We start from the raw sequence: 19,671 nt of genomic DNA on the forward strand, positions 1-19,671 counted from the left end.
CATTGTGAGACATCCGAAAATCCCGATCTTGAAACTGTATAATTGCTTATTAGTATCTATTCAATGGGAACTAGATGATCAAACCGCATTAACCTTTCAAGAAGACTTATTAAATAAAATTTATGAAACAGGTGCTAACGGAGTCGTGATTGACCTGACATCTGTAGATATAATAGATTCATTTATCGCTAAAGTGCTGGGCGACGTCATTACAATGTCTAAGTTAATGGGGGCAAAAGTTGTCTTAACCGGCATTCAGCCTGCCGTTGCAGTTACGCTGATTGAACTTGGAATTGCACTTGAGGAAATCGAAACTGCGCTCGACTTAGAGCAGGGGCTTGAGACATTGAAGCGGGAATTGGGGGAATAGCGAATGAACGACCAATCCTGTGTAAAAATCATGACAGAATGGGATATTGTGGCCGCCAGACAACTGGGACGAAACGTTGCAAAAGAGCTGGGTTTCGGCACGGTAGACCAGGCAAGGATCACAACGGCTATATCAGAATTAGCCAGAAACATTTATTTATATGCCGGCAAGGGCCAGATTGGGATTGAACAGGTCACAGATAGAGGAAAAAAGGGCCTGAAAATTATAGCGGAAGACAAAGGGCCGGGGATTCCAGATATCCGTAAAGTCATGGAAGACGGGTTTTCCACGTCAGGCGGACTCGGAGCGGGACTTCCCGGTGTGAAAAGGCTGATGGATGAATTCAGTTTAAATTCCGTAACGGGGGAAGGTACAGAGATACAAGCCATTAAATGGCTTCGGTAGGAGGTAAGAAAGTGGATTTTAGGGAGGTTATTGAGCAGCGGTATCATCAGCTGCTTAATCGATATATAGCCGAATTAACGGAAACATCTTTATATCAGGCCCAAAAATTCAGCCGAAAAACAATCGAGCATCAAATTCCTCCGGAAGAAATCATCAGCATTCACCGAAAAGTGCTGAAGGAGCTGTATCCAAGTCTCCCGGAAGATGTTTTTCATTCGCTGGATTTTTTAATTGAAGTCATGATTGGATATGGAATGGCTTATCAGGAGCATCAAACCCTTAGGGGGATACAGCAGGAAATCAAATCAGAAATTGAAATTGCAGCTAATGTACAGCAGACGCTTCTAGGAACAAAAATTCCGGAGGAAGAAGCGCTGGACATTGGCGCGATCAGTGTGCCCGCCAAACAGATGAGCGGTGATTATTATCATTTTGTTAAAGACAAAGAGTCCATTAATATTGCCATTGCTGACGTCATCGGTAAAGGGATTCCAGCAGCTTTATGTATGTCTATGATTAAATACGCAATGGATTCTTTGCCGGAAACAGGCATTCACCCATCACAGGTGCTGAAAAACTTGAATCGTGTTGTTGAACAAAACGTTGATGCCAGTATGTTTATTACGATGTTTTATGCCAATTACAATACGGACAATCATCGATTTACATACGCTTCAGCGGGACATGAACCGGGATTTTACTATTCTCAAAAAGACAATACATTTTATGATTTAGATGCCAAAGGGCTGGTCCTCGGAATTTCGCAAGACTATGACTACAGGCAATTTGACAAGCAACTTGAAAAGGGAGATATGATTGTTTTATTTTCTGACGGTGTTACAGAATGCAGGACGGAAAACGGTTTCTTAGAGCGTCACGATATACAAAAGCTCATTGAGGAACATATGTGTTGCGATGCCCAGGAAATGGTGAAAAACATTTATGACAGCCTCCTCAAATTGCAGGATTTTCAGCTTCATGATGATTTTACGTTAATTGTTTTAAGAAGAAAGGTTTAGCGTTCGCCGGCCGTGGGTATATAACTACTAGTTATTTAAAGGATAATTTGAGGTGAAACGAATGAATATAAATATTGATGTGAAACAGAATGTCGATGATATACAAGTAAACATTGCTGGAGAAATTGATGTGTATTCAGCGCCGGTTCTCAGAGAAAAGCTCGTTCCTCTGGCGGAACAAGGTGCAGACTTAAGGATTTGTCTGAAGAATGTCAGCTACATGGACAGTACCGGACTTGGCGTCTTCGTAGGCGTTTTTAAAACAGTGAAAAAACAAGGCGGTTCCCTTAAGCTTGAAAATCTGTCTGACCGGCTGATCCGTCTGTTCGAAATTACTGGTCTTAAGGACATCATTGATATTTCAGCAAAGTCAGAAGGTGGAGTGCAATGAATAACAAAGCTGATTACATCGAAATGAAAGTGCCGGCCCAGCCTGAATACGTAGGGATTATACGGCTGACTCTGTCTGGCGTTGCAAGCAGAATGGGCTATACGTACGATGAAATTGAAGATCTGAAAATCGCAGTGAGCGAAGCTTGTACAAATGCGGTTCAGCACGCTTATAAAGAAGACAAAAACGGGGAAGTGTCAATACGATTCGGCGTGTTCGAGGATCGTTTAGAGGTCATTGTGGCAGATGAAGGCGACAGCTTTGATTTTGATGAAAAGCAGCAGGATCTTGGGCCGTACACACCTTCACACACAGTCGATCAATTATCAGAAGGAGGGCTCGGTCTATATTTAATGGAAACGCTCATGGATGAAGTCAGAGTGCAAAACAACTCCGGCGTCACCGTAGCGATGACAAAGTATTTAAATGGGGAGCGAGTTGATCATGACACAACCATCAAAAACTACGAAACTAACTAAAGATGAAGTCGATCGGCTCATAAGCGATTACCAAACAAAACAAGATGAACAGGCGCAGGAAACGCTTGTGCGGGTGTATACGAATCTGGTTGATATGCTTGCGAAGAAATACTCAAAGGGCAAAAGCTTCCACGAAGATCTCCGCCAAGTCGGCATGATCGGGCTTCTCGGCGCGATAAAGCGCTATGATCCCGTGGTGGGCAAATCGTTTGAAGCTTTTGCGATCCCGACCATAATCGGGGAGATTAAACGTTTCCTCAGAGATAAGACGTGGAGCGTTCATGTTCCGAGACGAATCAAAGAACTGGGGCCGAGAATCAAAATGGCGGTCGATCAGCTGACGACAGAAACACAAAGGTCGCCGAAAGTGGAAGAGATTGCTGAATTCCTCGATGTATCAGAGGAAGAGGTTCTTGAAACCATGGAGATGGGCAAAAGCTATCAAGCCTTGTCTGTTGATCACAGTATTGAAGCAGATGCGGACGGAAGCACAGTTACCATTCTCGATATCGTCGGTTCACAGGAGGATGGGTATGAGCGGGTGAACCAGAAAATGATGCTGCAGAGCGTGCTTCATGTCCTGTCAGACCGTGAAAAACAAATTATAGACCTAACGTACATTCAAAACAAAAGTCAAAAAGAAACTGGGGACATTCTCGGTATATCTCAAATGCACGTCTCGCGTCTGCAGCGCAAAGCTGTGAAGAAGCTCAGAGAGGCCTTGATTGAAGATCCCTCCATGGAGTTAATGTAATGATCCAGGTTGAAGAAAACGAGCATATTCAAACCCTTGTATACCAACTGAATAAAGAAGGAAAATCGATTTGCGGTGACAGTTTTTTTATGAAAGCTGATGATCAAGAATTAATTTGTGCGGTAGCTGACGGACTTGGAAGCGGATCGCTTGCCAACGAATCTTCTTCAGCAATCAAAGACTTAGTGGAAAACTATGCGAACGAAGACGTACAAAGCATCATCGAACGCTGTAATCAGGCGATGAAAAACAAAAGAGGGGCTACAGCTTCTGTTTTGAAAATTAACTTTGAACAAAGGCAGTTTACGTACTGCTCCGTCGGAAATGTACAGTTTATTCTGCATTCCCCGTCTGGTGAAAGCTTTTATCCTCTCCCGATTTCAGGCTATTTATCAGGCAAGCCGCAAAAATACAAAACGCACACCGCTACCTATGAAAAGGGTTCTAAGTTCATTATACATACAGATGGACTCAACGTACCCGATATCCGCTCCCACTTAAAAAAAGGCCAATCGGTAGAAGAAATATCAAATTCGCTGAAAATGTATACGACATCTAGAAGAGACGATCTGACATATATTCTTGGACTGCTGTCCTAGGAATGTAGAAAAAAGAAGCTGGGAAAGCCGGCTTCTTTTTTTGTAGCTGGCTATTAATAAGCCACTTACGGAACTTTATGAGCGGCGGTTTACAGAAACTTTTAGAAATGAATACATCAGCTGTCTTTTTTTATGTGTTTTTTTCTGTTTTTGATACACTAGAGAAAGAACGACAAAATTGGAGGCTATGGTTACATGGAAACGTCAGCCCTTTTGAAACAGCAAATTGCGAAAGAAATAGGTTTATCACAAAAACATGTTGAAAGCGTCATCCGCCTTCTTGAGGACGGCAACACAGTTCCGTTCATCGCCAGATATCGAAAAGAGCAGACGGGTTCAATGGACGAGGTTCAGATTCAGACCATTTCTGAACGATGGCAATACATACAAAACCTGAATCAGCGAAAAGAAGAAGTGATCAGGCTAATCGCTGAGCAGGATAAACTAACAGATGAATTAAAACGCAAAATTGACCAATCCGTAAAACTTCAGGAAGTAGAAGACCTCTACCGTCCGTATAAACAAAAGCGCAAAACGAAAGCGACAGTCGCCAAAAACAAAGGTCTTGAGCCGCTTGCAGACTATATCATGACCCTTCCGCAAGATGACCGCCTTGCAGAAACAGCAGACCAATATATCAGCGAAGAAAAAGAAGTGTTCACCAGAGAAGAAGCCATTGAAGGCGCCAAGCATATTATTGCGGAACAAATCTCGGACGAACCGAATTTCAGAAAATGGATTCGCCAGGAAACCTTTAAAAAAGGAACGATCAAGTCAGCTGCCGGAAAATCAGCTGACACAGATGAAAAAAACGTGTACGAAATGTACTACGAGTATGAAGAGCCAATCGCAAAGGTCGTTCCGCACAGAGTGCTTGCCATGAATCGCGGCGAAAAAGAAGACATTTTAAAGGTGTCTATCGAACCGCCAGCAGATCACATTAAGGCTTACTTGGAAAAGCAAATCATCAAAAACCGTTCAACGTCTGTAAAAGAAATCTTGCAGGAAACGATTGAAGACAGCTACAAAAGACTGATTCAGCCTGCCATTGAACGTGAAATCAGAAAAGAGCTGTCAGAAAAAGCAGATGAACAGGCGATTCATATTTTTTCTGAGAACCTCAGAAAGCTTCTCCTTCAGCCGCCGATGAAAGGCAAGACGGTGCTCGGTGTAGATCCGGCTTTTCGAACAGGCTGTAAGCTGGCAGTGTCAGATGAAACCGGGAAAGTCTTAAAAATTGATGTGATTTACCCGCATGCACCTGTCAAAAAAACGAAGGAAGCTCATGAGAAAGTGAAAGCGATTCTAGAAAAGTATCAAGTGGAAATGGTGGCGATTGGAAACGGCACAGCCTCCAGGGAGACAGAGCAATTCATTGTGAATGTGCTGAAGGACACGCCGCGTGATATTTATTATGTGATTGTCAATGAAGCGGGGGCAAGCGTATATTCGGCTTCTGAGCTTGCCAGAGAAGAATTCCCTGAGCTTCAGGTCGAGGAACGCAGTGCAGTATCCATCGCACGGAGACTTCAAGATCCGCTTGCGGAACTCGTCAAAATTGACCCGAAATCTGTAGGTGTCGGACAGTATCAGCATGACGTCAGCCAAAAACGCTTAAATGAATCTCTGCGCTTTGTCGTTGAGACAGTCGTAAATCAGGTAGGAGTAAATGTCAACACAGCTTCCGCGGCGCTGCTTCAGTATGTAGCGGGATTATCAAAGTCCGTAGCGGGCAACATTGTCAAAAAGCGGGAAGAGCTCGGTAAATTTTCGAATCGAAAAGAACTGAAAGACATTCCAAGGCTCGGCGCGAAAACCTATGAACAATGTATCGGCTTTTTAAGAGTGCAGGAAGGGACAGAGCCTTTGGACAGAACAGGAATCCACCCGGAAAGCTATAAAGAAACAAAAACGCTTTTGAAAAAGCTCGGTGTTTCAACAGAGCAAATCGGCACGGAGGAATTGAAGGACAAAATCAACAAACTGGAGCTTTCTGAAACAGCAAAAGAACTGGGAATCGGTGAAATTACGCTGAAGGACATATGTGAACAGCTGACAAGACCTGAACGTGATCCGCGTGATGAGGTGCCTAAGCCTTTGCTGAAAACAGACGTCCTTCAGCTGGAGGATCTGAAAGAAGGAATGGAGCTGCAGGGCACCGTGCGCAATGTAGTGGACTTCGGAGCGTTTGTTGATATCGGAGTCAAACAGGACGGGCTTGTGCACATTTCAAAACTCAGCAATCAATTCGTCAAGCATCCGCTTGATGTTGTATCCGTCGGTGACATCGTGACGGTTTGGGTTGACGGTGTCGATGTGCAAAAAGGCAGAGTATCACTGTCTATGGTAAAATAAAAGCACTGCTTACGAGCAGTGTTTTTTCCTATAGAAATACCAGCATTGATTCAGCAGTTTAATTTGATAATTATCTTTTTCAAGGAACGCTTTTTGCATCTGTTTTTTCAGCCAATTTGGCATAGGCTCATTCCTCCTCAGCTTTGATATAAGAGGGGCGGTGATTACCCTATTGTATGCGAACAGTGAATTGTCCCGTTCAATGTTTTTTTAGTGAGGTGCACCATGGATAATAAAGAGCTGCAAAAGCTTACAGAGGATATTTCCAACACATTTTTCAAAAAGCCGTTTCGACATCAGGCTGTTTTCAACGACAGACTTAAAACGACCGGCGGAAGATACCTGTTAACCTCTCATAACATCGAATTGAACAGAAAATATTTGATTGAGCACGGCAGAGAGGAACTGATCGGCATTATCAAGCATGAGCTGTGCCATTATCACCTTCACCTTGAAGGAAAAGGATACAAGCACAGGGACAGAGATTTCAGAACGCTTCTCCAGCAAGTCAATGCGCCCCGCTTCTGTACGCCTCTAAAGAAAAAAACAGAAAGCAAAAAAACATATAGGTATATATGTACGGCTTGCGGCCAACAGTATATAAAGAGACGCGCCATGAATCCTGACAGATACAGATGCGGAAAATGCCGCGGGAAAATAAAAAGAATTTTTTCGTAAAAAAGGTTGACGAAACTGGCAAGCCTATGTTACATTATAAAAGTCGTCACGAGAGATAAATAAAAAACATTTCCTCTTGACTCTGAATGACAAGCCTGATATAATGAATCTTGTCTCATTATTCCACAGTAGCTCAGTGGTAGAGCTATCGGCTGTTAACCGATCGGTCGCAGGTTCGAATCCTGCCTGTGGAGCCATATTTGGAGAAGTACTCAAGTGGCTGAAGAGGCGCCCCTGCTAAGGGTGTAGGTCGCGTAAGCGGCGCGAGGGTTCAAATCCCTCCTTCTCCGCCATAAGATTGCGATATAAGTTCTCAACCATCGGCCCGTTGGTCAAGCGGTTAAGACACCGCCCTTTCACGGCGGTAACACGGGTTCGAATCCCGTACGGGTCATTCCATTTTCGTTGGGCTATAGCCAAGCGGTAAGGCAACGGACTTTGACTCCGTCATGCGTTGGTTCGAATCCAGCTAGCCCAGCCATTTTTATTTTTTGAAATTAAATAGTAAGAGCCATTAGCTCAGTTGGTAGAGCATCTGACTTTTAATCAGAGGGTCGAAGGTTCGAGTCCTTCATGGCTCACCATTTGTCTTTTTGCGGGTGTGGCGGAATTGGCAGACGCGCTAGACTTAGGATCTAGTGTCTTACGACGTGGGGGTTCGAGTCCCTTCACCCGCACTTTATTTACAAAGTGCACGCAAATTGGTTTTACTAGGTTAAGAGCCTGAAAACCAGCACAACATTTTAATAGTCACGCGGTCGTGGCGGAATGGCAGACGCGCTAGGTTGAGGGCCTAGTGGGTGAATAACCCGTGGAGGTTCAAGTCCTCTCGGCCGCATCCCAATAATATCAAGGGTTTTAGACCTTTGGTATTTTTTTGTTTATTTTTAAATGATCTGCTGGTGTCTCTACAATGAGGATGGTTTATTTGTTTATACTGAAATAATTTATTATTCACCGCATGCAATAGTGGTTATAACCATTTCACTAAAGCAGGAGGCGGCGGAGATGGCGAATATGAAACGGTTGGCATTGCACCGGGAAGTGGAAAGAATTTAGGGCTGTGTTTGAAAAATACGCCCGTCAGAAAGGTGTTTTTGACCAAGTGAATATTATTATGGCGCTCACCATGCAGGAAAGTGGTGGGCGTTCTTTAGATATTATGCAAAGTTCCGAAAGTATTGGCTTACCTTCTAACTCCATAACTGACCCAGAATACTCGATTAAAGTCACTGATTATCTTCATGAACAAGGAAATTTAATGCTCTCTAATGAATATTATCGTATGAGTATTGAAGCCAGACGAGATTATTCTGTTATATCGGATTTCTACAAAACAATGTCTTAAGTTATCATTGATTAGGGTGCCCAATTAGTGCCCTGATCTCATGAAAAATGATAAAATAAGTGTAAATAAAGTGGCTATTTTAAAATTAGAATCAATTCATTATCGTAAAAGCAATAATAACTAATCGGCGAAGAAAGGATGATCAGTCAAATGAAAACATTAGTTATCGTTATACACCCTAATTTGGAAACGTCTGTTGTCAACAAAACCTGGATGAATCGTTTAAAGCAAGAGAATGACATTACGGTTCATGACCTGTACGGTGAATACCCTAATTTTATCATTGATGTAGAAAAAGAGCAGCAGCTCCTGTTAGATCATGAGCGTATCGTTTTTCAGTTCCCAATGTATTGGTACAGCAGTCCCGCGTTACTCAAACAATGGGAAGATGATGTGTTAACACATGGCTGGGCTTTTGGAACTGGAGGAACGAAATTGCATGGAAAAGAACTACTCTTAGCTATCTCCCTAGGCGCACAGGAAACTGATTATCAAGCAGGCGGAGACTATAATATCACGATCAGCGAGCTTATCAGACCGTTTCAAGTCACTGCTAACTATATAGGAATGCGTTTTCTTCCTGCGTTTACACAATATGGGACACTTCACCTTTCAAAAGAAGATGTTAAGAACAGTGCGGAGAAATTGGTTGACTATCTTAAAGCTGAGCATTGATCCGGTATTTGCGAGGGAAGCTGAAACAAATGAAGTGTTGTGAAAATAGGGTTTGTGATAGATTTTAATCAAACTTTATTTCAAAGTCACATCGAATACTGAATGCAGGGGGGCATAGAGCGAGGGCTTAAATTTAATGACAGCAGGGCAATGAGTACATATTTCTTGATGATATGTAGAGTTCCTTGTTTTTCTAATAGGTGCCCAATTAGTGCCCAGAATTCATGAAAAATGATGAAAATAAGTATAAATAAAATAAACGGATGCTTTAATAAGCTTTTGTAACTCATGATATGTTTTTACTAGGTTGAGGGACTTTGAGGGACTCGATTTAGATGAAGATACCAAAACATATTGGTATCTTTTTTGTTGTTGGAGTTATTAAATCTCCTTTAGGAGTTCATGACTTGGCACCAATATCATGTCGGGTTTTATAAAAAAGAGACCAAGCTAATACTTAATCTACTGAGTTTCTCTTTCTAACTTTTTGTTATGTTAATTAACGCCAAGCTGACGGAGAACATCATGCACATCCACATGAGATCTATGTTCAATAATTTTACCGTCAGCAATACGTAACAACATCATAAGAGAGAATTTAACGGTTTTTCCCGTTGCAGGAACTCCAGCAAATGGAATACCTGTATGCTTGCCTTCAAATACAAAATATACTGCAACAAGGTCACCTTCAGCTACCATTGCTTTAATTGGCATTTTGAAACCTGGGAAAGCATCAAAGTTTTTCTTTTCTGATTCAATTAAACCCTCTACACCTGGATACGGTGTATCTAATTGTGGATAGAATACAAAGTCTTTATGGCAAAAGTCTTTTAAGTCATCGTATTTTTCTTGTTCAATCGTTTCAAAGTAACGACGCACTAATTCTTTATTGTTTTCAACGGACATAATGAACGCGCCCTTCCTTAGTTAAAACTTCAGTTCATGTGTTAGATTAAAATGAATTTGATTCGCCATCTTCAGGCACTAAAACATCAGAAGCGATTCCTTTTTCATTAATAAAGGATTTTAATTCTTCTTTTGATAATCCCCAATGGTTGACAGCTTCCATGTGGCTCACGATAATTTTTGCATTTTGAGCAGCTTTATATGTTTCATAGATATCTTCTTTACCCATGATGAGAGAACCGCCTTCGTAGAATTGATTATCTCCGCCATTTACGACAATAATTTCTGGTTGATGTGTATCAATTTCTTCCTGAACGGCTTCATACCATACTGTATCTCCGGCTACATATAATGTTTTCTCGCTTTGGTGTTTGAAGACAACACCGCAAACAAGACCTGCAAGTTTTAAAATTTCTCCTCTTCCGTGTTCGCCTTTTGTTTTAATCAATTGAATGCCTTCAAAGACTGTATCTTTTGTTAAAACCTCTACATTTTTGAATCCTGCATTTCGTATTTCTGTTGCATCTTCTTCATTTTGGGAGAACAACTTGATATCTTTTGGCAACAACTCTTTAGCAGCCTCATCCCAATGGTCGTAATGTAAATGAGTAACAATAACAGCATCAATATCTTTAATAATATTTTCAACAGATGTTGGCAATTCAACCAAAGGGTTGTTTTGATCTTGTCTTGGCGCATTTGGGAATGGAGGGTAAGCCCCCTTCTCAGCTAACATGGGATCTATTAAAAACTTTTTGCCTGCATATTCGACTACAAGTGTGGCATTACGAATTTGTTGAATGTTCATTGTAACACTCCTTTTCTTTGATATGAGTATAGTTTACATACATCTATCAAATAAATACATGGAACAAATCAAGTCTTTCTGTCGCTTGACTTGATTTTTGAAAGTGTATATTTTGTTTTGTATGAACTGATTATTATCACTGTACATAATGTGTTGTGTCAATTTACTTTGAAAGGACCTGAGCTCATGTTAGATCATACGGATATGCAGATATTAGAAGAGCTATCTAAAAATAGCCGTATTACAATGAAAGAATTAGGTGAAAAAGTTCACTTAACAGGGCAAGCAGCTGCTACGAGAGTTGCCAAATTAGAAGATAATGGTGTAATTGAGGGATATACAATTAAAGTGAATCAAGTAAAACTAGGGTGTTATATACATGCTTTGCTTAATATCTATACAAAAAGCACCCATCATAAACCATATCTTTCATTTATAAAAACCCAAGAGAGATACGTAATCAATAATTATAAAATTAGTGGGGATGGTTGTTACCTTCTTGAATGCCGATTTCAATCTAACGAGTTGTTAGATCAATTTCTAGTGGAATTAAACAAGCATGTAAATTATAAATTATCAATTGTTATTGGCAAATAGAAAGACCCATTTAAAAATCGTTGGTTATTCTAATGAACATGGCACCAATGACATGTCATGTAACTTCCTGGGGATGAAAAAAACTACTCCATTTTTACTCCACAATATGAATAAATCATTGTAAAACAACTAATCAAAATAAATAAACACTGATATATAAAGGTTTTGTAACAGAAAACACAGTTTTACTTTATTGAGGGCCTAGTGGGTGAATAACCCGTGGAGGTTCAAGTCCTCTCGCCGCATAAATGATACCAAGGGTTTTAGACCTTTGGTATTTTTTGTGCTTATTTTTCAATTGTCTATTGTCTACAAACCCCAGTTACCTTATGTAAGTCATCTTATTTATTATATATTTCTTCTTATTTGTTTTAATATAGGTGTCCGTAACATCAATTAGAACAATGTTTTAAACGCTCTTTAATTACTTTGTAGTAGTCTTTTATATTGCTGATGTTGAATCAAAGCTTAAACAGATTCACACAAAAAAGGGTCAGTTACCCATGCCAAATTACGACAAATACTTGATGTTTCTTGTAATAAAACCTTATTTTGTGACAAATATATGAATATTTTGTCACATTGTAAATTATGTAATTATTTTATATATTTAGAAAAAAAGAAAGGAGATCATATTAAGAACAAAATTCATAATATTATGTTTTCTTGTGTTTATAGTTCGATAAAACTGAATAATGGAGTGTGTAATCTATGGGAAAAACCTTTATATCTAAGACTAACAAGCTGCATATTAGGAAAATCTTAATAGTGGTTGCAGTCTTTTTATTAGTTACTGGTAATCTGTTAACAGCATTGCCAAATCATATGCATGCTGCAGATAATACCGACACAACTCAAACTGCAGACAGCACTTGTCCAGCTCCGGTTGCGTTGATCAACGGAAGCTTTGAGCAAGGCGCTGCAAAAGGATCTGCATACAATGATTCGGGTCTCTATTATCTTGAATCCGAGGTTCCTGGCTGGAAAACGACTGATGATTCTTCTGGCCAGAAGGCAATTGAAATATGGAATTATAAAGAGAACATTCCTTCAACCGTAAAAAATTGGCCAGCCCCCCCTAATGGGAATCGATGGGCGGAATTAAACGCTTTTGAGAATGGCATGTTGTATCAAGATGTGAAAACAACTCCAGGACAAACGATATATTGGCGTTTATCCCATATGGGGCGGAATGGTGTTGACACCATGCAGGTCCGCATCGGTGCAGTGACTGCTACCCCATACGATACGAAGGTCCAAAAACAACTGTCTGATGGGAGAACAGCATGGGGAACCCATACAGGTTCTTATACTGTTCCGGCAGGACAGACGAAAACTCGTTTCGGTTTTGAGGCAGTTAGCACAGCTGGCGGAAGTATCGGTGCCGGCAACTTTTTGGATGATATTTTCCTTGGAACTGAACCATGTGTCACGGCAAATAAGTCAGTCTCTCCACAGGGTGAGGTGCATCCCGGAGATGAATTAACATATACAGTTCAAGTCAAAAACCAAGGCGGAGATGTTGCCGCTGATGCAAGCTTTACGGATGCAATCCCAGAGGGAACGGAATATGTTCCTGGAACACTAAAATTAATTAATGGTTCGACAACAAAGAATCTCACTGATGCATCCGATGGTGATGCAGGCCATTTTGATGGTAGTAAAGTAAATATTACATTAGGAGATTTACCTAATACGAACAACTTGCCTAATGGAATGACTGTACAGTTTAAAGTGAAAGCCAAGACAGGTTATGCCGGTAAAGAAATTTCTAATAAAGCGCAAATAAACTATGACAGTTTATTAACGAATACAAGTAAACAAACCGAATCAAATGAAGTAACAACTCCGGTTGTTTTTAAAGATCCTGTACTTGAATCAAAGAAAACGTCTGCTATTAAGTCAAAAGCGGAAGGAAACCAAGATGCAGATCACCCAGAAGTAGGAGATACACTTCTTTACACAATACAAACACGGAATACTGTTGAAGACAGTGTGGTGAAAAAGCTTGCCATTTCAGATGTGGTGCCAGAAGGCTTAGAATATGTTCCGGGCACTTTACAAGTAGACGGTGCATCAGTTAGTGATGCTCTAGATGATGACAAAGGACAATATACCGACGGGAAAGTGTCAGGTCAGATTGGTGATGTGACCGATTCTGAATGGCATAACGTTACCTTCGAAGCAAAAGTTAAGCCTGGTCAAGCAGGAAAGGATATTATCAATACGGCAAGCATTTCAGGAGACAATATAGACACTCCGGATACGCCGAATAATGAAGTTAAAGTCTATCCTAGGAATCCTGACTTAGAGTCAAAAAAAACGTCAACAATTAAGGAAAAAGTGGAAGGAAACAAATATCCGGATCACCCTGAAGTAGGCGACACACTTCTTTACACAATACAAACTCGGAATACTGAAGAAGACAGTGAGGCAAAAGCCCTTACAATCTCAGATACACTACCAGAAGGACTGGAATATGTTCCAGGCACTCTGAAAGTAGACGGTACAGCAGTCAGTGACGCCAAAGACGACGATAAAGGTGATATGACAGATGGCAAAGTGTCAGGCCAAATTGGTGATGTGAAGGATACGGAATGGCATAACGTTACATTTGAAGTGAAAGTAAAAGCGGGTCAAGCTGGTGAGACGATAAAGAATACGGCTACCGTTTCTGGCAGTAACATCGATACTCCGGATAAGCCGAGCAATGATACCGAAATTTATCCAAGAAAGCCAGATGTAGAATCGAAGAAAACAGCAAGTCTTCAGGCAAAAGCAGAAGGCAATAAAGATGAGAAACATCCAGAAGTAGGAGATACACTTCTTTATACAATCGAAACGAGAAACACGATTGAAGACAGTCTTCTGAAAGATCTTGTCATTTCAGATGAACTTCCTGACGGATTAGAATACGTTTCGGGCTCACTTAAAGTAGACAATAAAGAAGCCAGCGACGCCAAAGATGATGATAAAGGCGATATGACAGACGGCAAAGTGTCAGGTCAAATTGGTGATGTGACTGACACGGAATGGCATACTGTTACATTTGAAGCGAAAGTGAAAGCCGGCCAAGCTGGCGAAACGATTCAAAATACGGCTAGCGTTACTGGCAGCAACTTAGACACTCCGGATACGCCGAAAAATGCAGTTGAAGTTTATCCTAGGAATCCTGTCTTAGAGTCAAAGAAAACAGCAAGTATTCAAGCGAAAGCAGAAGGCAATAAAGACGAAAACCAGACGCAAGTAGGAGATACTCTTCTCTATACAATCCAGACGAGAAACACAGTTGAAGATAGTCTGGTGAAAAATCTTGTTATCTCAGATGAACTTCCAGAAGGACTCGAGTATGTTTCTGGAACGCTAAAAGTAGACAATAAAGCCGTCAGCGACGCCCAAGATGACGATAAAGGCGATATGACAGACGGCAAAGTATCGGGTCAAATTGGTAATGTCACAGATACTGAATGGCATACTGTTACATTCGAGGCGAAAGTAAAAGCTGGCCAAGCTGATGAGAAAATTGTCAATACTGCCAGCGTCTCAGGTGACAATGTTGATAAACCAGACAAACCAAGCCATGAGGTCAAAGTTTCTCCAAGAAATCCAGTCTTAGAGTCAGAAAAGACAGCTAAGAATTTGGATTCAGATAAAGAGAAGTATGAAGCAGGAGATACGGTTGTTTACACGATCAAAACAAGAAATACAGTTAAGGACAGTAAAGTAACTGATCTCGTCATCGCAGATAAACTGCCGGCAGGCTTAGAATATGTTTCTGGCACACTAAAAGTAGATAATAAAGCAGTCAGTGATGCCCGAGATGACGATAAAGGCGATGTGACAGAGGGCAAAGTGTCAGGTCAGTTTGGTGATGTGTCTGACACAGAATGGCATACTGTTACATTTGAAGCGAAAATAAAAGCTGGTCAAGCAGGTAAAAATATTGTCAATACGGCTAGCGTTAGCGGTGACAATACAGACAAACCGGATACACCAAGCCAAGAGGTCAAAGTTTCTCCGAAAGATCCGATTCTGAAGTCGGAAAAGTCAGTAAAAAATCTCGATTCAGATAAAGGGAAATATGAAGCGGGAGATACAGTTGTTTACACGATCAAAACTAAAAATACAGTAGCGGACAGTAAAGTAACTGATCTCGTCATCTCAGACGAACTTCCAGATGGTCTGAAGTACATTGAAGGCAGTTTGAAAGTAAGCCATGAGGGCAAAGGAAGTTTTGAAAACGGTAAGGTATCTGCTGATTTTGGGGACGTCACAGACACGGAATGGCATACTGTGACATTCCAAGCGAAAATTGAGTCCGGATATGCGGAAAAAACGATTAAAAACGTGGCAACCGTTGACGGCGGCAATATCGACACACCGGATAAACCGGGAACAGACATCAAAGTGGATGCGAAAGATCCAAAACTAGAATCGAAGAAAACAGCCTCCATTAAGGAAAAAGCTGATGGAAATAAAGATGCGGACCATCCGGAATCGGGCGACACGCTTCTTTACACAATCCAAACCCGAAACACGATTGAAGACAGTCTTGTCAAAAATCTTGTTATCTCGGATTCTCTTCCAGAAGGATTAGAATATGTTTCGGGAACATTGAAAGTAGATGGCACAGCGGTAAGTGATGATCAAGACGATGATCATGGATATTATGCCGACGGTAAGACGTCAGGTGGGTTTGGCAATGTGACCGATACGAAGTGGCACTCTGTGACATTCGAAGCAAAAGTGAAGTCTGGTCAAGCAGGAAAAGATATCGTCAACACTGCAAACATCAGCAGTGACAATATCACAAATCCTGATAAACCAAGCCATGAAGTGAAGGTATATCCGCGAAATCCTGTTTTAGAATCTGAAAAAACAGCGAAGAATCTCGACACAGACAAAAAGAAATACGAAGCAGGCGACACTGTTGTTTACACGATTAAGACACGGAACACAGTATCCGACGGTAAAGTAGAAAATCTGGTTATTTCAGATGAACTTCCGGCAGGATTGAAATATGTCGAAGGCAGCTTGAAAGCGAGTAACGGAGGAAAAGCAACAATCAAGGACGGTAAAGTCACTGCCAACTTTGGTGACGTCACTGACACTGAGTGGCGGATTGTGACATTCCAGACGAAAATTGAGTCCGGATATTCAGGTAAAACAATTACAAACGTTGCAACTGTAGAAGGCAGCGGTATCGATAAGCCAGATAAGCCTAAAGTAGATATTACTGTCGAACAGAAGGATCCTCCTGTGTCTGATAAATCAGAGGAACCTGTAGAACCTAGCAAGCCTAATAATCCAAACAAAGATCAGGGAACAGAAACAGGAAATGAGCTTCCAAATACAGCAACAAATACGTATAATCTGATCCTTGTTGGTTTGGTATTGTTAGTAGCAGGAACTGCATTTTGGTACTTTAGAAGAAAAAGAAATGCCTGATGTTGCATGAAGAAATACCTTCCTATATGCATCATTATTGCTGGACTCGTTTTTATAGGTTACGGGATCTGGGAAGTGGTGGACATCAGTCATAAGACAGAACAAACTTTAGGTGAGGCTAAACTTGCACTAAAGAGCCCTTCTGGAAAAAGTGAAGGTTCAGATAAAGAAGGATTTAAGCCTAAGTTCGGAGAGGCGGTTGGCATTCTGGAGATTCCAAAGATCAACGCAGAGCTTCCGATTGTAGAGGGAACCGATGCGGATGATCTGGAAAAAGGAGTCGGCCACTACAAAGGCAGTTATTATCCAGATGAAAACGGACAAATTGTTCTATCAGGGCATCGGGATACCGTCTTCCGCCGAACGGGAGAACTGAAAAAAGGTGATCAATTAAAGGTGAAGCTGCCATATGGAAGTTTTCAGTATAAGATTGAGAACATGAAAATTGTCGATAAAAATGATACTTCCATTATTACGCTGCAGCATAGTGAAGAGGAGCTCATTCTAACTACGTGTTATCCATTTTCATACATTGGAAATGCTCCAAAACGATATATCATTTATGGAAAACGTATTTGAGGTAATTTGAATATCAAAGATTAGGCTGACGAATTTTCGTCAGCCTTTTTCGTCAGGTTCTTTCTGTATTCTGGTTCATGTTAAATCAAAGTAATTTAGGTAAACATAAAGGTATTTTATATTTTTGTATAAGTTTACTTTACTTTTGTATAAGGTCAGTTTATAATTTGGTTCAAGAGGTGATGGTCATGAAGAAAGATTTTGGTGATTCGATCTCAAATAAGGTTTATGAATATCGTGTACTTGCCAGGTTGTCTCAGCAAGAATTAGCAAAGAAAGTTGGGGTTTCCAAACAAACCATCTTCGTAATGGAAAAAGGAAATTATGTTCCGACTCTGCTGTTAGCTTTTCGAATTGCCGAATTTTTTAATGTGGATGTAAACGAGATTTTTACTTATGAGAAAGGAAATGATCAAAAATGAAAGTGAATTCGATCACAGATACTATCACTAACGCAATTTTTTCTCCTTTAAAGTCCTGGGCTGAACATTCTCAAGGAAATTGGAGTATTCTTATTGGTAGCGGGTTTGTATTGCTTGTAGTCGGATTGATTCTGACAATCATATTTCTTAAAAAAATGGGTAAGGCTGACGAGAGAACAAATCAAATATCATTAAAAAGTGCCCTCTTTATGTTATATGGAGTCATTTTGTGCGACTTGATTTTCCCGAAAGAATATATGTGGCAAGTTTTCTTCTTATTTAAATATTCTCTTGCGCTATTAGCTTCAGGAATCTATCTAGCCGTTCGATATAAAAAAGATTTTTTAAACTAAGAACCAAATTGGAAAAAGTATAAATTTAATTACCAAGAAATATAGTGGCTCTGTAGTTTTAATGTTTTAGGAGAGGTATTTTTTGTTGCAAGTGTATGTGGCATTAAAAAAAGTGCTGACCCCTGCACAACACTTGTTGCGTGAGTCTGCACTTTTATTCTTCAAGATACACTGCTCCTCATCATTGATTAAGGGGAGTGTATTTAATCCGTTTTTAGCCGCACTGATACTTGGCTTTTAGGAGCTTTTTTTAAATGGCTAAAACCAACAAATTTTTTGCCTTCTTCATCCCATAGGCGGAACTTTAACGACTTCAGACTTGTTGCCAGTGTGATGGTCGGAACGTTTTGCAATGGTTCAGTGTTGTTATGTACTTCTTCAAGCTTATAGTTTGGGACTCTCGGGCTTAAATGATGGACATGATGGAAACCGATATTGCCTGTTAGCCATTGCATGATTCTCGGAAGCTTATAAAAAGAGCTTCCTTCCACTGCTGCTTTTACATATTCCCAATGCTCATCTTCTTCAAAATAAGAATCCTCAAACGTATGCTGAATATAAAACATCCAAATTCCGAGAGTTCCCGATATCATAAAAATTGGCGCTTGAACCAGCAGGAAGTTTTGCCAGCCGATAGCCCAACATAAAAGTGCTGCCAAAGCGACGATCCCCAGGTTCGTTACATACGTATTCATCCGTTCTTTGCGTTTTGCCCCTTTACGATTAAAACGATTGGTAATCCCGAAGACGTAAATCGGCCCAATAATAAACATGACAAACGGATTTCTGTACAAACGGTACATGATTTTTGTCTTCGTTGAGGCTTCCTTATACTCCTCAACGGTCAGTACCCAAATATCGCCTGTACCGCGTTTGTCCAGGTTGCTGCTTGTCGCATGATGGACAGAATGGTCGTGTGCCCAATGATCAAAAGGATGCAGAGTCAGAATTCCTGTTATTGTTCCAAGGATTCGATTCGCCCTTCTGTTCTTAAAAAAGGAATAGTGGCAGCAATCATGAAAAATGATGAAGGTTCTTACCAAAAACCCGGCCGCAACGACAGAAATTGCTAGTGTAAGGAAATAAGAAATTGACAAGCTCTTATATGCCAAAAACCATAACAGGAAAAATGGTACCAATGTGTTAATGATTTGATAAATACTTTTTTGTAAATCGGACTTTTCGTAAGGGGTAACCAGTTTTCTCAAAGTCCTTAGGTTTTCTTTACTCATTTATTAAAGTTTCCCCTTCCCTAATGTTCTTAATCTCAGTATAGAAAACGTTTTATTCCCTTTGAAGTCCCAGCTGTCATACTCCATATATGATAAGTATCATGGTTTTGTTATAACTTTCCAGCCAGCTAAGGATCCTTTTCAAAAGCTGTCAAATGGAGCGATTTTTCAATCTGTCTGTAAAATAATTGGAAATACGAAACTGATTTCCAGCTTAATTAAATCTTTATTAGCAGAGACAGCCTGGAAACAA

General features: G+C 40.6%; 19 protein-coding genes, 7 tRNA genes and 2 pseudogenes. 24 read left to right on the plus strand and 4 right to left on the minus strand.

Translation table 11 applies throughout. The annotated features are described in order from the left end of the window. The first annotated feature begins 4 nt into the window (after window positions 1-4). From rsbS to NSU16_RS02755, 8 genes are all read left to right on the plus strand, one after another. Complete coding sequence (rsbS, locus tag NSU16_RS02720; protein WP_010333115.1) at window positions 5-370, plus strand: RsbT antagonist protein RsbS; 366 nt, start codon at window positions 5-7, stop codon at window positions 368-370. 3 nt (window positions 371-373) lie between these two features. Then, the gene (rsbT, locus tag NSU16_RS02725) at window positions 374-775 is read left to right on the plus strand and encodes a serine/threonine-protein kinase RsbT (protein ID WP_010333116.1); all 402 of its coding nucleotides are present in this window, start codon (window positions 374-376) and stop codon (window positions 773-775) included. An 11-nt stretch (window positions 776-786) separates the two neighbouring features. Then, on the plus strand, window positions 787-1,794 hold the full coding sequence (gene rsbU / locus NSU16_RS02730) for a phosphoserine phosphatase RsbU (RefSeq protein ID WP_010333117.1): 1,008 nt from the start codon (window positions 787-789) through the stop codon (window positions 1,792-1,794). A gap of 61 nt (window positions 1,795-1,855) precedes the next feature. Further along, entirely contained in the window at window positions 1,856-2,185 is a 330-nt protein-coding gene (rsbV, locus tag NSU16_RS02735) for an anti-sigma factor antagonist RsbV (protein WP_268444340.1), read from the plus strand. Next, window positions 2,182-2,664 carry an anti-sigma B factor RsbW gene (rsbW, locus tag NSU16_RS02740; RefSeq protein ID WP_010333119.1) on the plus strand — a complete coding sequence of 161 codons (483 nt, stop codon included), beginning with the start codon at window positions 2,182-2,184 and terminating at the stop codon, window positions 2,662-2,664. The genes rsbV and rsbW overlap by 4 nt, the downstream gene beginning before the upstream one ends. Further along, window positions 2,630-3,418, plus strand: coding sequence for an RNA polymerase sigma factor SigB (gene sigB / locus NSU16_RS02745; RefSeq protein ID WP_010333120.1), 789 nt, complete (start codon window positions 2,630-2,632; stop codon window positions 3,416-3,418). The genes rsbW and sigB overlap by 35 nt, the downstream gene beginning before the upstream one ends. Then, window positions 3,418-4,017: a phosphoserine phosphatase RsbX gene (rsbX, locus tag NSU16_RS02750; RefSeq protein WP_010333121.1), complete on the plus strand. Its 600-nt coding sequence runs from the start codon at window positions 3,418-3,420 to the stop codon at window positions 4,015-4,017. The genes sigB and rsbX overlap by 1 nt, the downstream gene beginning before the upstream one ends. Window positions 4,018-4,212: 195 nt before the next feature. After that, a complete protein-coding gene (locus NSU16_RS02755; RefSeq protein ID WP_339192010.1) occupies window positions 4,213-6,372 on the plus strand; it encodes a Tex family protein in 2,160 nt (719 codons plus the stop codon). Window positions 6,373-6,381: 9 nt separating this feature from the next. Here NSU16_RS02755 and cmpA read toward each other — a convergent pair whose 3' ends face one another. Then, complete coding sequence (gene cmpA / locus NSU16_RS02760; RefSeq protein WP_003225207.1) at window positions 6,382-6,495, minus strand: cortex morphogenetic protein CmpA; 114 nt, start codon at window positions 6,493-6,495, stop codon at window positions 6,382-6,384. Between the two features lie 102 nt (window positions 6,496-6,597). On the opposite strand from cmpA, the gene NSU16_RS02765 reads away from it, so the two are divergent. From NSU16_RS02765 to NSU16_RS02815, 11 genes and pseudogenes are all read left to right on the plus strand, one after another. Then, window positions 6,598-7,050, plus strand: coding sequence for a SprT family protein (locus tag NSU16_RS02765; RefSeq protein ID WP_010333123.1), 453 nt, complete (start codon window positions 6,598-6,600; stop codon window positions 7,048-7,050). Between the two features lie 122 nt (window positions 7,051-7,172). Next, window positions 7,173-7,247: transfer RNA gene (locus NSU16_RS02770), tRNA-Asn, on the plus strand. Window positions 7,248-7,252: 5 nt separating this feature from the next. After that, window positions 7,253-7,343 (plus strand) — tRNA-Ser (locus tag NSU16_RS02775). A gap of 29 nt (window positions 7,344-7,372) precedes the next feature. Continuing rightward, window positions 7,373-7,444: transfer RNA gene (locus NSU16_RS02780), tRNA-Glu, on the plus strand. Between the two features lie 12 nt (window positions 7,445-7,456). Next, a tRNA-Gln gene (locus NSU16_RS02785) sits at window positions 7,457-7,531 on the plus strand. Window positions 7,532-7,558: 27 nt separating this feature from the next. Beyond that, a tRNA-Lys gene (locus NSU16_RS02790) sits at window positions 7,559-7,634 on the plus strand. 11 nt (window positions 7,635-7,645) lie between these two features. Beyond that, window positions 7,646-7,727: transfer RNA gene (locus NSU16_RS02795), tRNA-Leu, on the plus strand. A 77-nt stretch (window positions 7,728-7,804) separates the two neighbouring features. Beyond that, window positions 7,805-7,888, plus strand: a tRNA-Leu gene (locus NSU16_RS02800). A gap of 160 nt (window positions 7,889-8,048) precedes the next feature. Next, window positions 8,049-8,281: pseudogene (locus NSU16_RS02805) on the plus strand (lysozyme family protein); the annotation flags it as partial. Then, window positions 8,258-8,356, plus strand: a pseudogene (locus NSU16_RS02810) (hypothetical protein); the annotation flags it as partial. The pseudogenes NSU16_RS02805 and NSU16_RS02810, both read left to right, overlap by 24 nt. Window positions 8,357-8,548: 192 nt before the next feature. Beyond that, window positions 8,549-9,073 carry an NAD(P)H-dependent oxidoreductase gene (locus tag NSU16_RS02815; protein ID WP_268444353.1) on the plus strand — a complete coding sequence of 175 codons (525 nt, stop codon included), beginning with the start codon at window positions 8,549-8,551 and terminating at the stop codon, window positions 9,071-9,073. Between the two features lie 495 nt (window positions 9,074-9,568). On the opposite strand, the gene NSU16_RS02820 is transcribed toward NSU16_RS02815, so the two are convergent. Both NSU16_RS02820 and NSU16_RS02825 read right to left on the minus strand, forming a co-directional pair. Next, window positions 9,569-9,979, minus strand: coding sequence for an ester cyclase (locus NSU16_RS02820; RefSeq protein ID WP_339192012.1), 411 nt, complete (start codon window positions 9,977-9,979; stop codon window positions 9,569-9,571). 46 nt (window positions 9,980-10,025) lie between these two features. Next, a complete protein-coding gene (locus NSU16_RS02825; RefSeq protein WP_339192014.1) occupies window positions 10,026-10,787 on the minus strand; it encodes an MBL fold metallo-hydrolase in 762 nt (253 codons plus the stop codon). A 186-nt stretch (window positions 10,788-10,973) separates the two neighbouring features. On the opposite strand from NSU16_RS02825, the gene NSU16_RS02830 reads away from it, so the two are divergent. The 5 genes from NSU16_RS02830 (at window position 10,974) to NSU16_RS02850 (ending at window position 18,186) form a co-directional block, all read left to right on the plus strand. Then, window positions 10,974-11,384 (plus strand): Lrp/AsnC family transcriptional regulator, encoded by a 411-nt coding sequence (locus tag NSU16_RS02830; protein ID WP_268444362.1) that lies wholly within the window; start codon window positions 10,974-10,976, stop codon window positions 11,382-11,384. 825 nt (window positions 11,385-12,209) lie between these two features. After that, window positions 12,210-16,832: an isopeptide-forming domain-containing fimbrial protein gene (locus NSU16_RS02835; RefSeq protein ID WP_339192015.1), complete on the plus strand. Its 4,623-nt coding sequence runs from the start codon at window positions 12,210-12,212 to the stop codon at window positions 16,830-16,832. A gap of 6 nt (window positions 16,833-16,838) precedes the next feature. Then, entirely contained in the window at window positions 16,839-17,411 is a 573-nt protein-coding gene (locus tag NSU16_RS02840; protein WP_339192016.1) for a class D sortase, read from the plus strand. A gap of 188 nt (window positions 17,412-17,599) precedes the next feature. Then, complete coding sequence (locus tag NSU16_RS02845) at window positions 17,600-17,833, plus strand: helix-turn-helix transcriptional regulator (RefSeq protein ID WP_003240464.1); 234 nt, start codon at window positions 17,600-17,602, stop codon at window positions 17,831-17,833. Continuing rightward, on the plus strand, window positions 17,830-18,186 hold the full coding sequence (locus NSU16_RS02850) for a DUF2178 domain-containing protein (RefSeq protein WP_339192018.1): 357 nt from the start codon (window positions 17,830-17,832) through the stop codon (window positions 18,184-18,186). The genes NSU16_RS02845 and NSU16_RS02850 overlap by 4 nt, the downstream gene beginning before the upstream one ends. Window positions 18,187-18,389: 203 nt before the next feature. On the opposite strand, the gene NSU16_RS02855 is transcribed toward NSU16_RS02850, so the two are convergent. Further along, the gene (locus NSU16_RS02855) at window positions 18,390-19,418 is read right to left on the minus strand and encodes a fatty acid desaturase (protein ID WP_326197413.1); all 1,029 of its coding nucleotides are present in this window, start codon (window positions 19,416-19,418) and stop codon (window positions 18,390-18,392) included. Between the last annotated feature and the right edge of the window lie 253 nt (window positions 19,419-19,671).

Origin of the sequence: Bacillus sp. FSL K6-1003 (genome assembly GCF_037964945.1) — a bacterium.
Taxonomy (GTDB): domain Bacteria; phylum Bacillota; class Bacilli; order Bacillales; family Bacillaceae; genus Bacillus; species Bacillus mojavensis.

What these genes read in the sequence shown, in the direction of transcription:
- rsbT (WP_010333116.1), top strand. Translation starts at nt 374, where the DNA reads ATGAACGACCAATCCTGTGTAAAAATCATGACAGAATGGGATATTGTG.
- rsbV (WP_268444340.1), top strand. Translation starts at nt 1,856, where the DNA reads ATGAATATAAATATTGATGTGAAACAGAATGTCGATGATATACAAGTA.
- rsbW (WP_010333119.1), top strand. Translation starts at nt 2,182, where the DNA reads ATGAATAACAAAGCTGATTACATCGAAATGAAAGTGCCGGCCCAGCCT.
- sigB (WP_010333120.1), top strand. Translation starts at nt 2,630, where the DNA reads ATGACACAACCATCAAAAACTACGAAACTAACTAAAGATGAAGTCGAT.
- rsbX (WP_010333121.1), top strand. Translation starts at nt 3,418, where the DNA reads ATGATCCAGGTTGAAGAAAACGAGCATATTCAAACCCTTGTATACCAA.
- NSU16_RS02755 (WP_339192010.1), top strand. Translation starts at nt 4,213, where the DNA reads ATGGAAACGTCAGCCCTTTTGAAACAGCAAATTGCGAAAGAAATAGGT.
- cmpA (WP_003225207.1), bottom strand. Translation starts at nt 6,495, where the DNA reads ATGCCAAATTGGCTGAAAAAACAGATGCAAAAAGCGTTCCTTGAAAAA.
- NSU16_RS02765 (WP_010333123.1), top strand. Translation starts at nt 6,598, where the DNA reads ATGGATAATAAAGAGCTGCAAAAGCTTACAGAGGATATTTCCAACACA.
- NSU16_RS02815 (WP_268444353.1), top strand. Translation starts at nt 8,549, where the DNA reads ATGAAAACATTAGTTATCGTTATACACCCTAATTTGGAAACGTCTGTT.
- NSU16_RS02820 (WP_339192012.1), bottom strand. Translation starts at nt 9,979, where the DNA reads ATGTCCGTTGAAAACAATAAAGAATTAGTGCGTCGTTACTTTGAAACG.
- NSU16_RS02825 (WP_339192014.1), bottom strand. Translation starts at nt 10,787, where the DNA reads ATGAACATTCAACAAATTCGTAATGCCACACTTGTAGTCGAATATGCA.
- NSU16_RS02830 (WP_268444362.1), top strand. Translation starts at nt 10,974, where the DNA reads ATGTTAGATCATACGGATATGCAGATATTAGAAGAGCTATCTAAAAAT.
- NSU16_RS02835 (WP_339192015.1), top strand. Translation starts at nt 12,210, where the DNA reads ATGCATGCTGCAGATAATACCGACACAACTCAAACTGCAGACAGCACT.
- NSU16_RS02840 (WP_339192016.1), top strand. Translation starts at nt 16,839, where the DNA reads ATGAAGAAATACCTTCCTATATGCATCATTATTGCTGGACTCGTTTTT.
- NSU16_RS02845 (WP_003240464.1), top strand. Translation starts at nt 17,600, where the DNA reads ATGAAGAAAGATTTTGGTGATTCGATCTCAAATAAGGTTTATGAATAT.
- NSU16_RS02850 (WP_339192018.1), top strand. Translation starts at nt 17,830, where the DNA reads ATGAAAGTGAATTCGATCACAGATACTATCACTAACGCAATTTTTTCT.
- NSU16_RS02855 (WP_326197413.1), bottom strand. Translation starts at nt 19,418, where the DNA reads ATGAGTAAAGAAAACCTAAGGACTTTGAGAAAACTGGTTACCCCTTAC.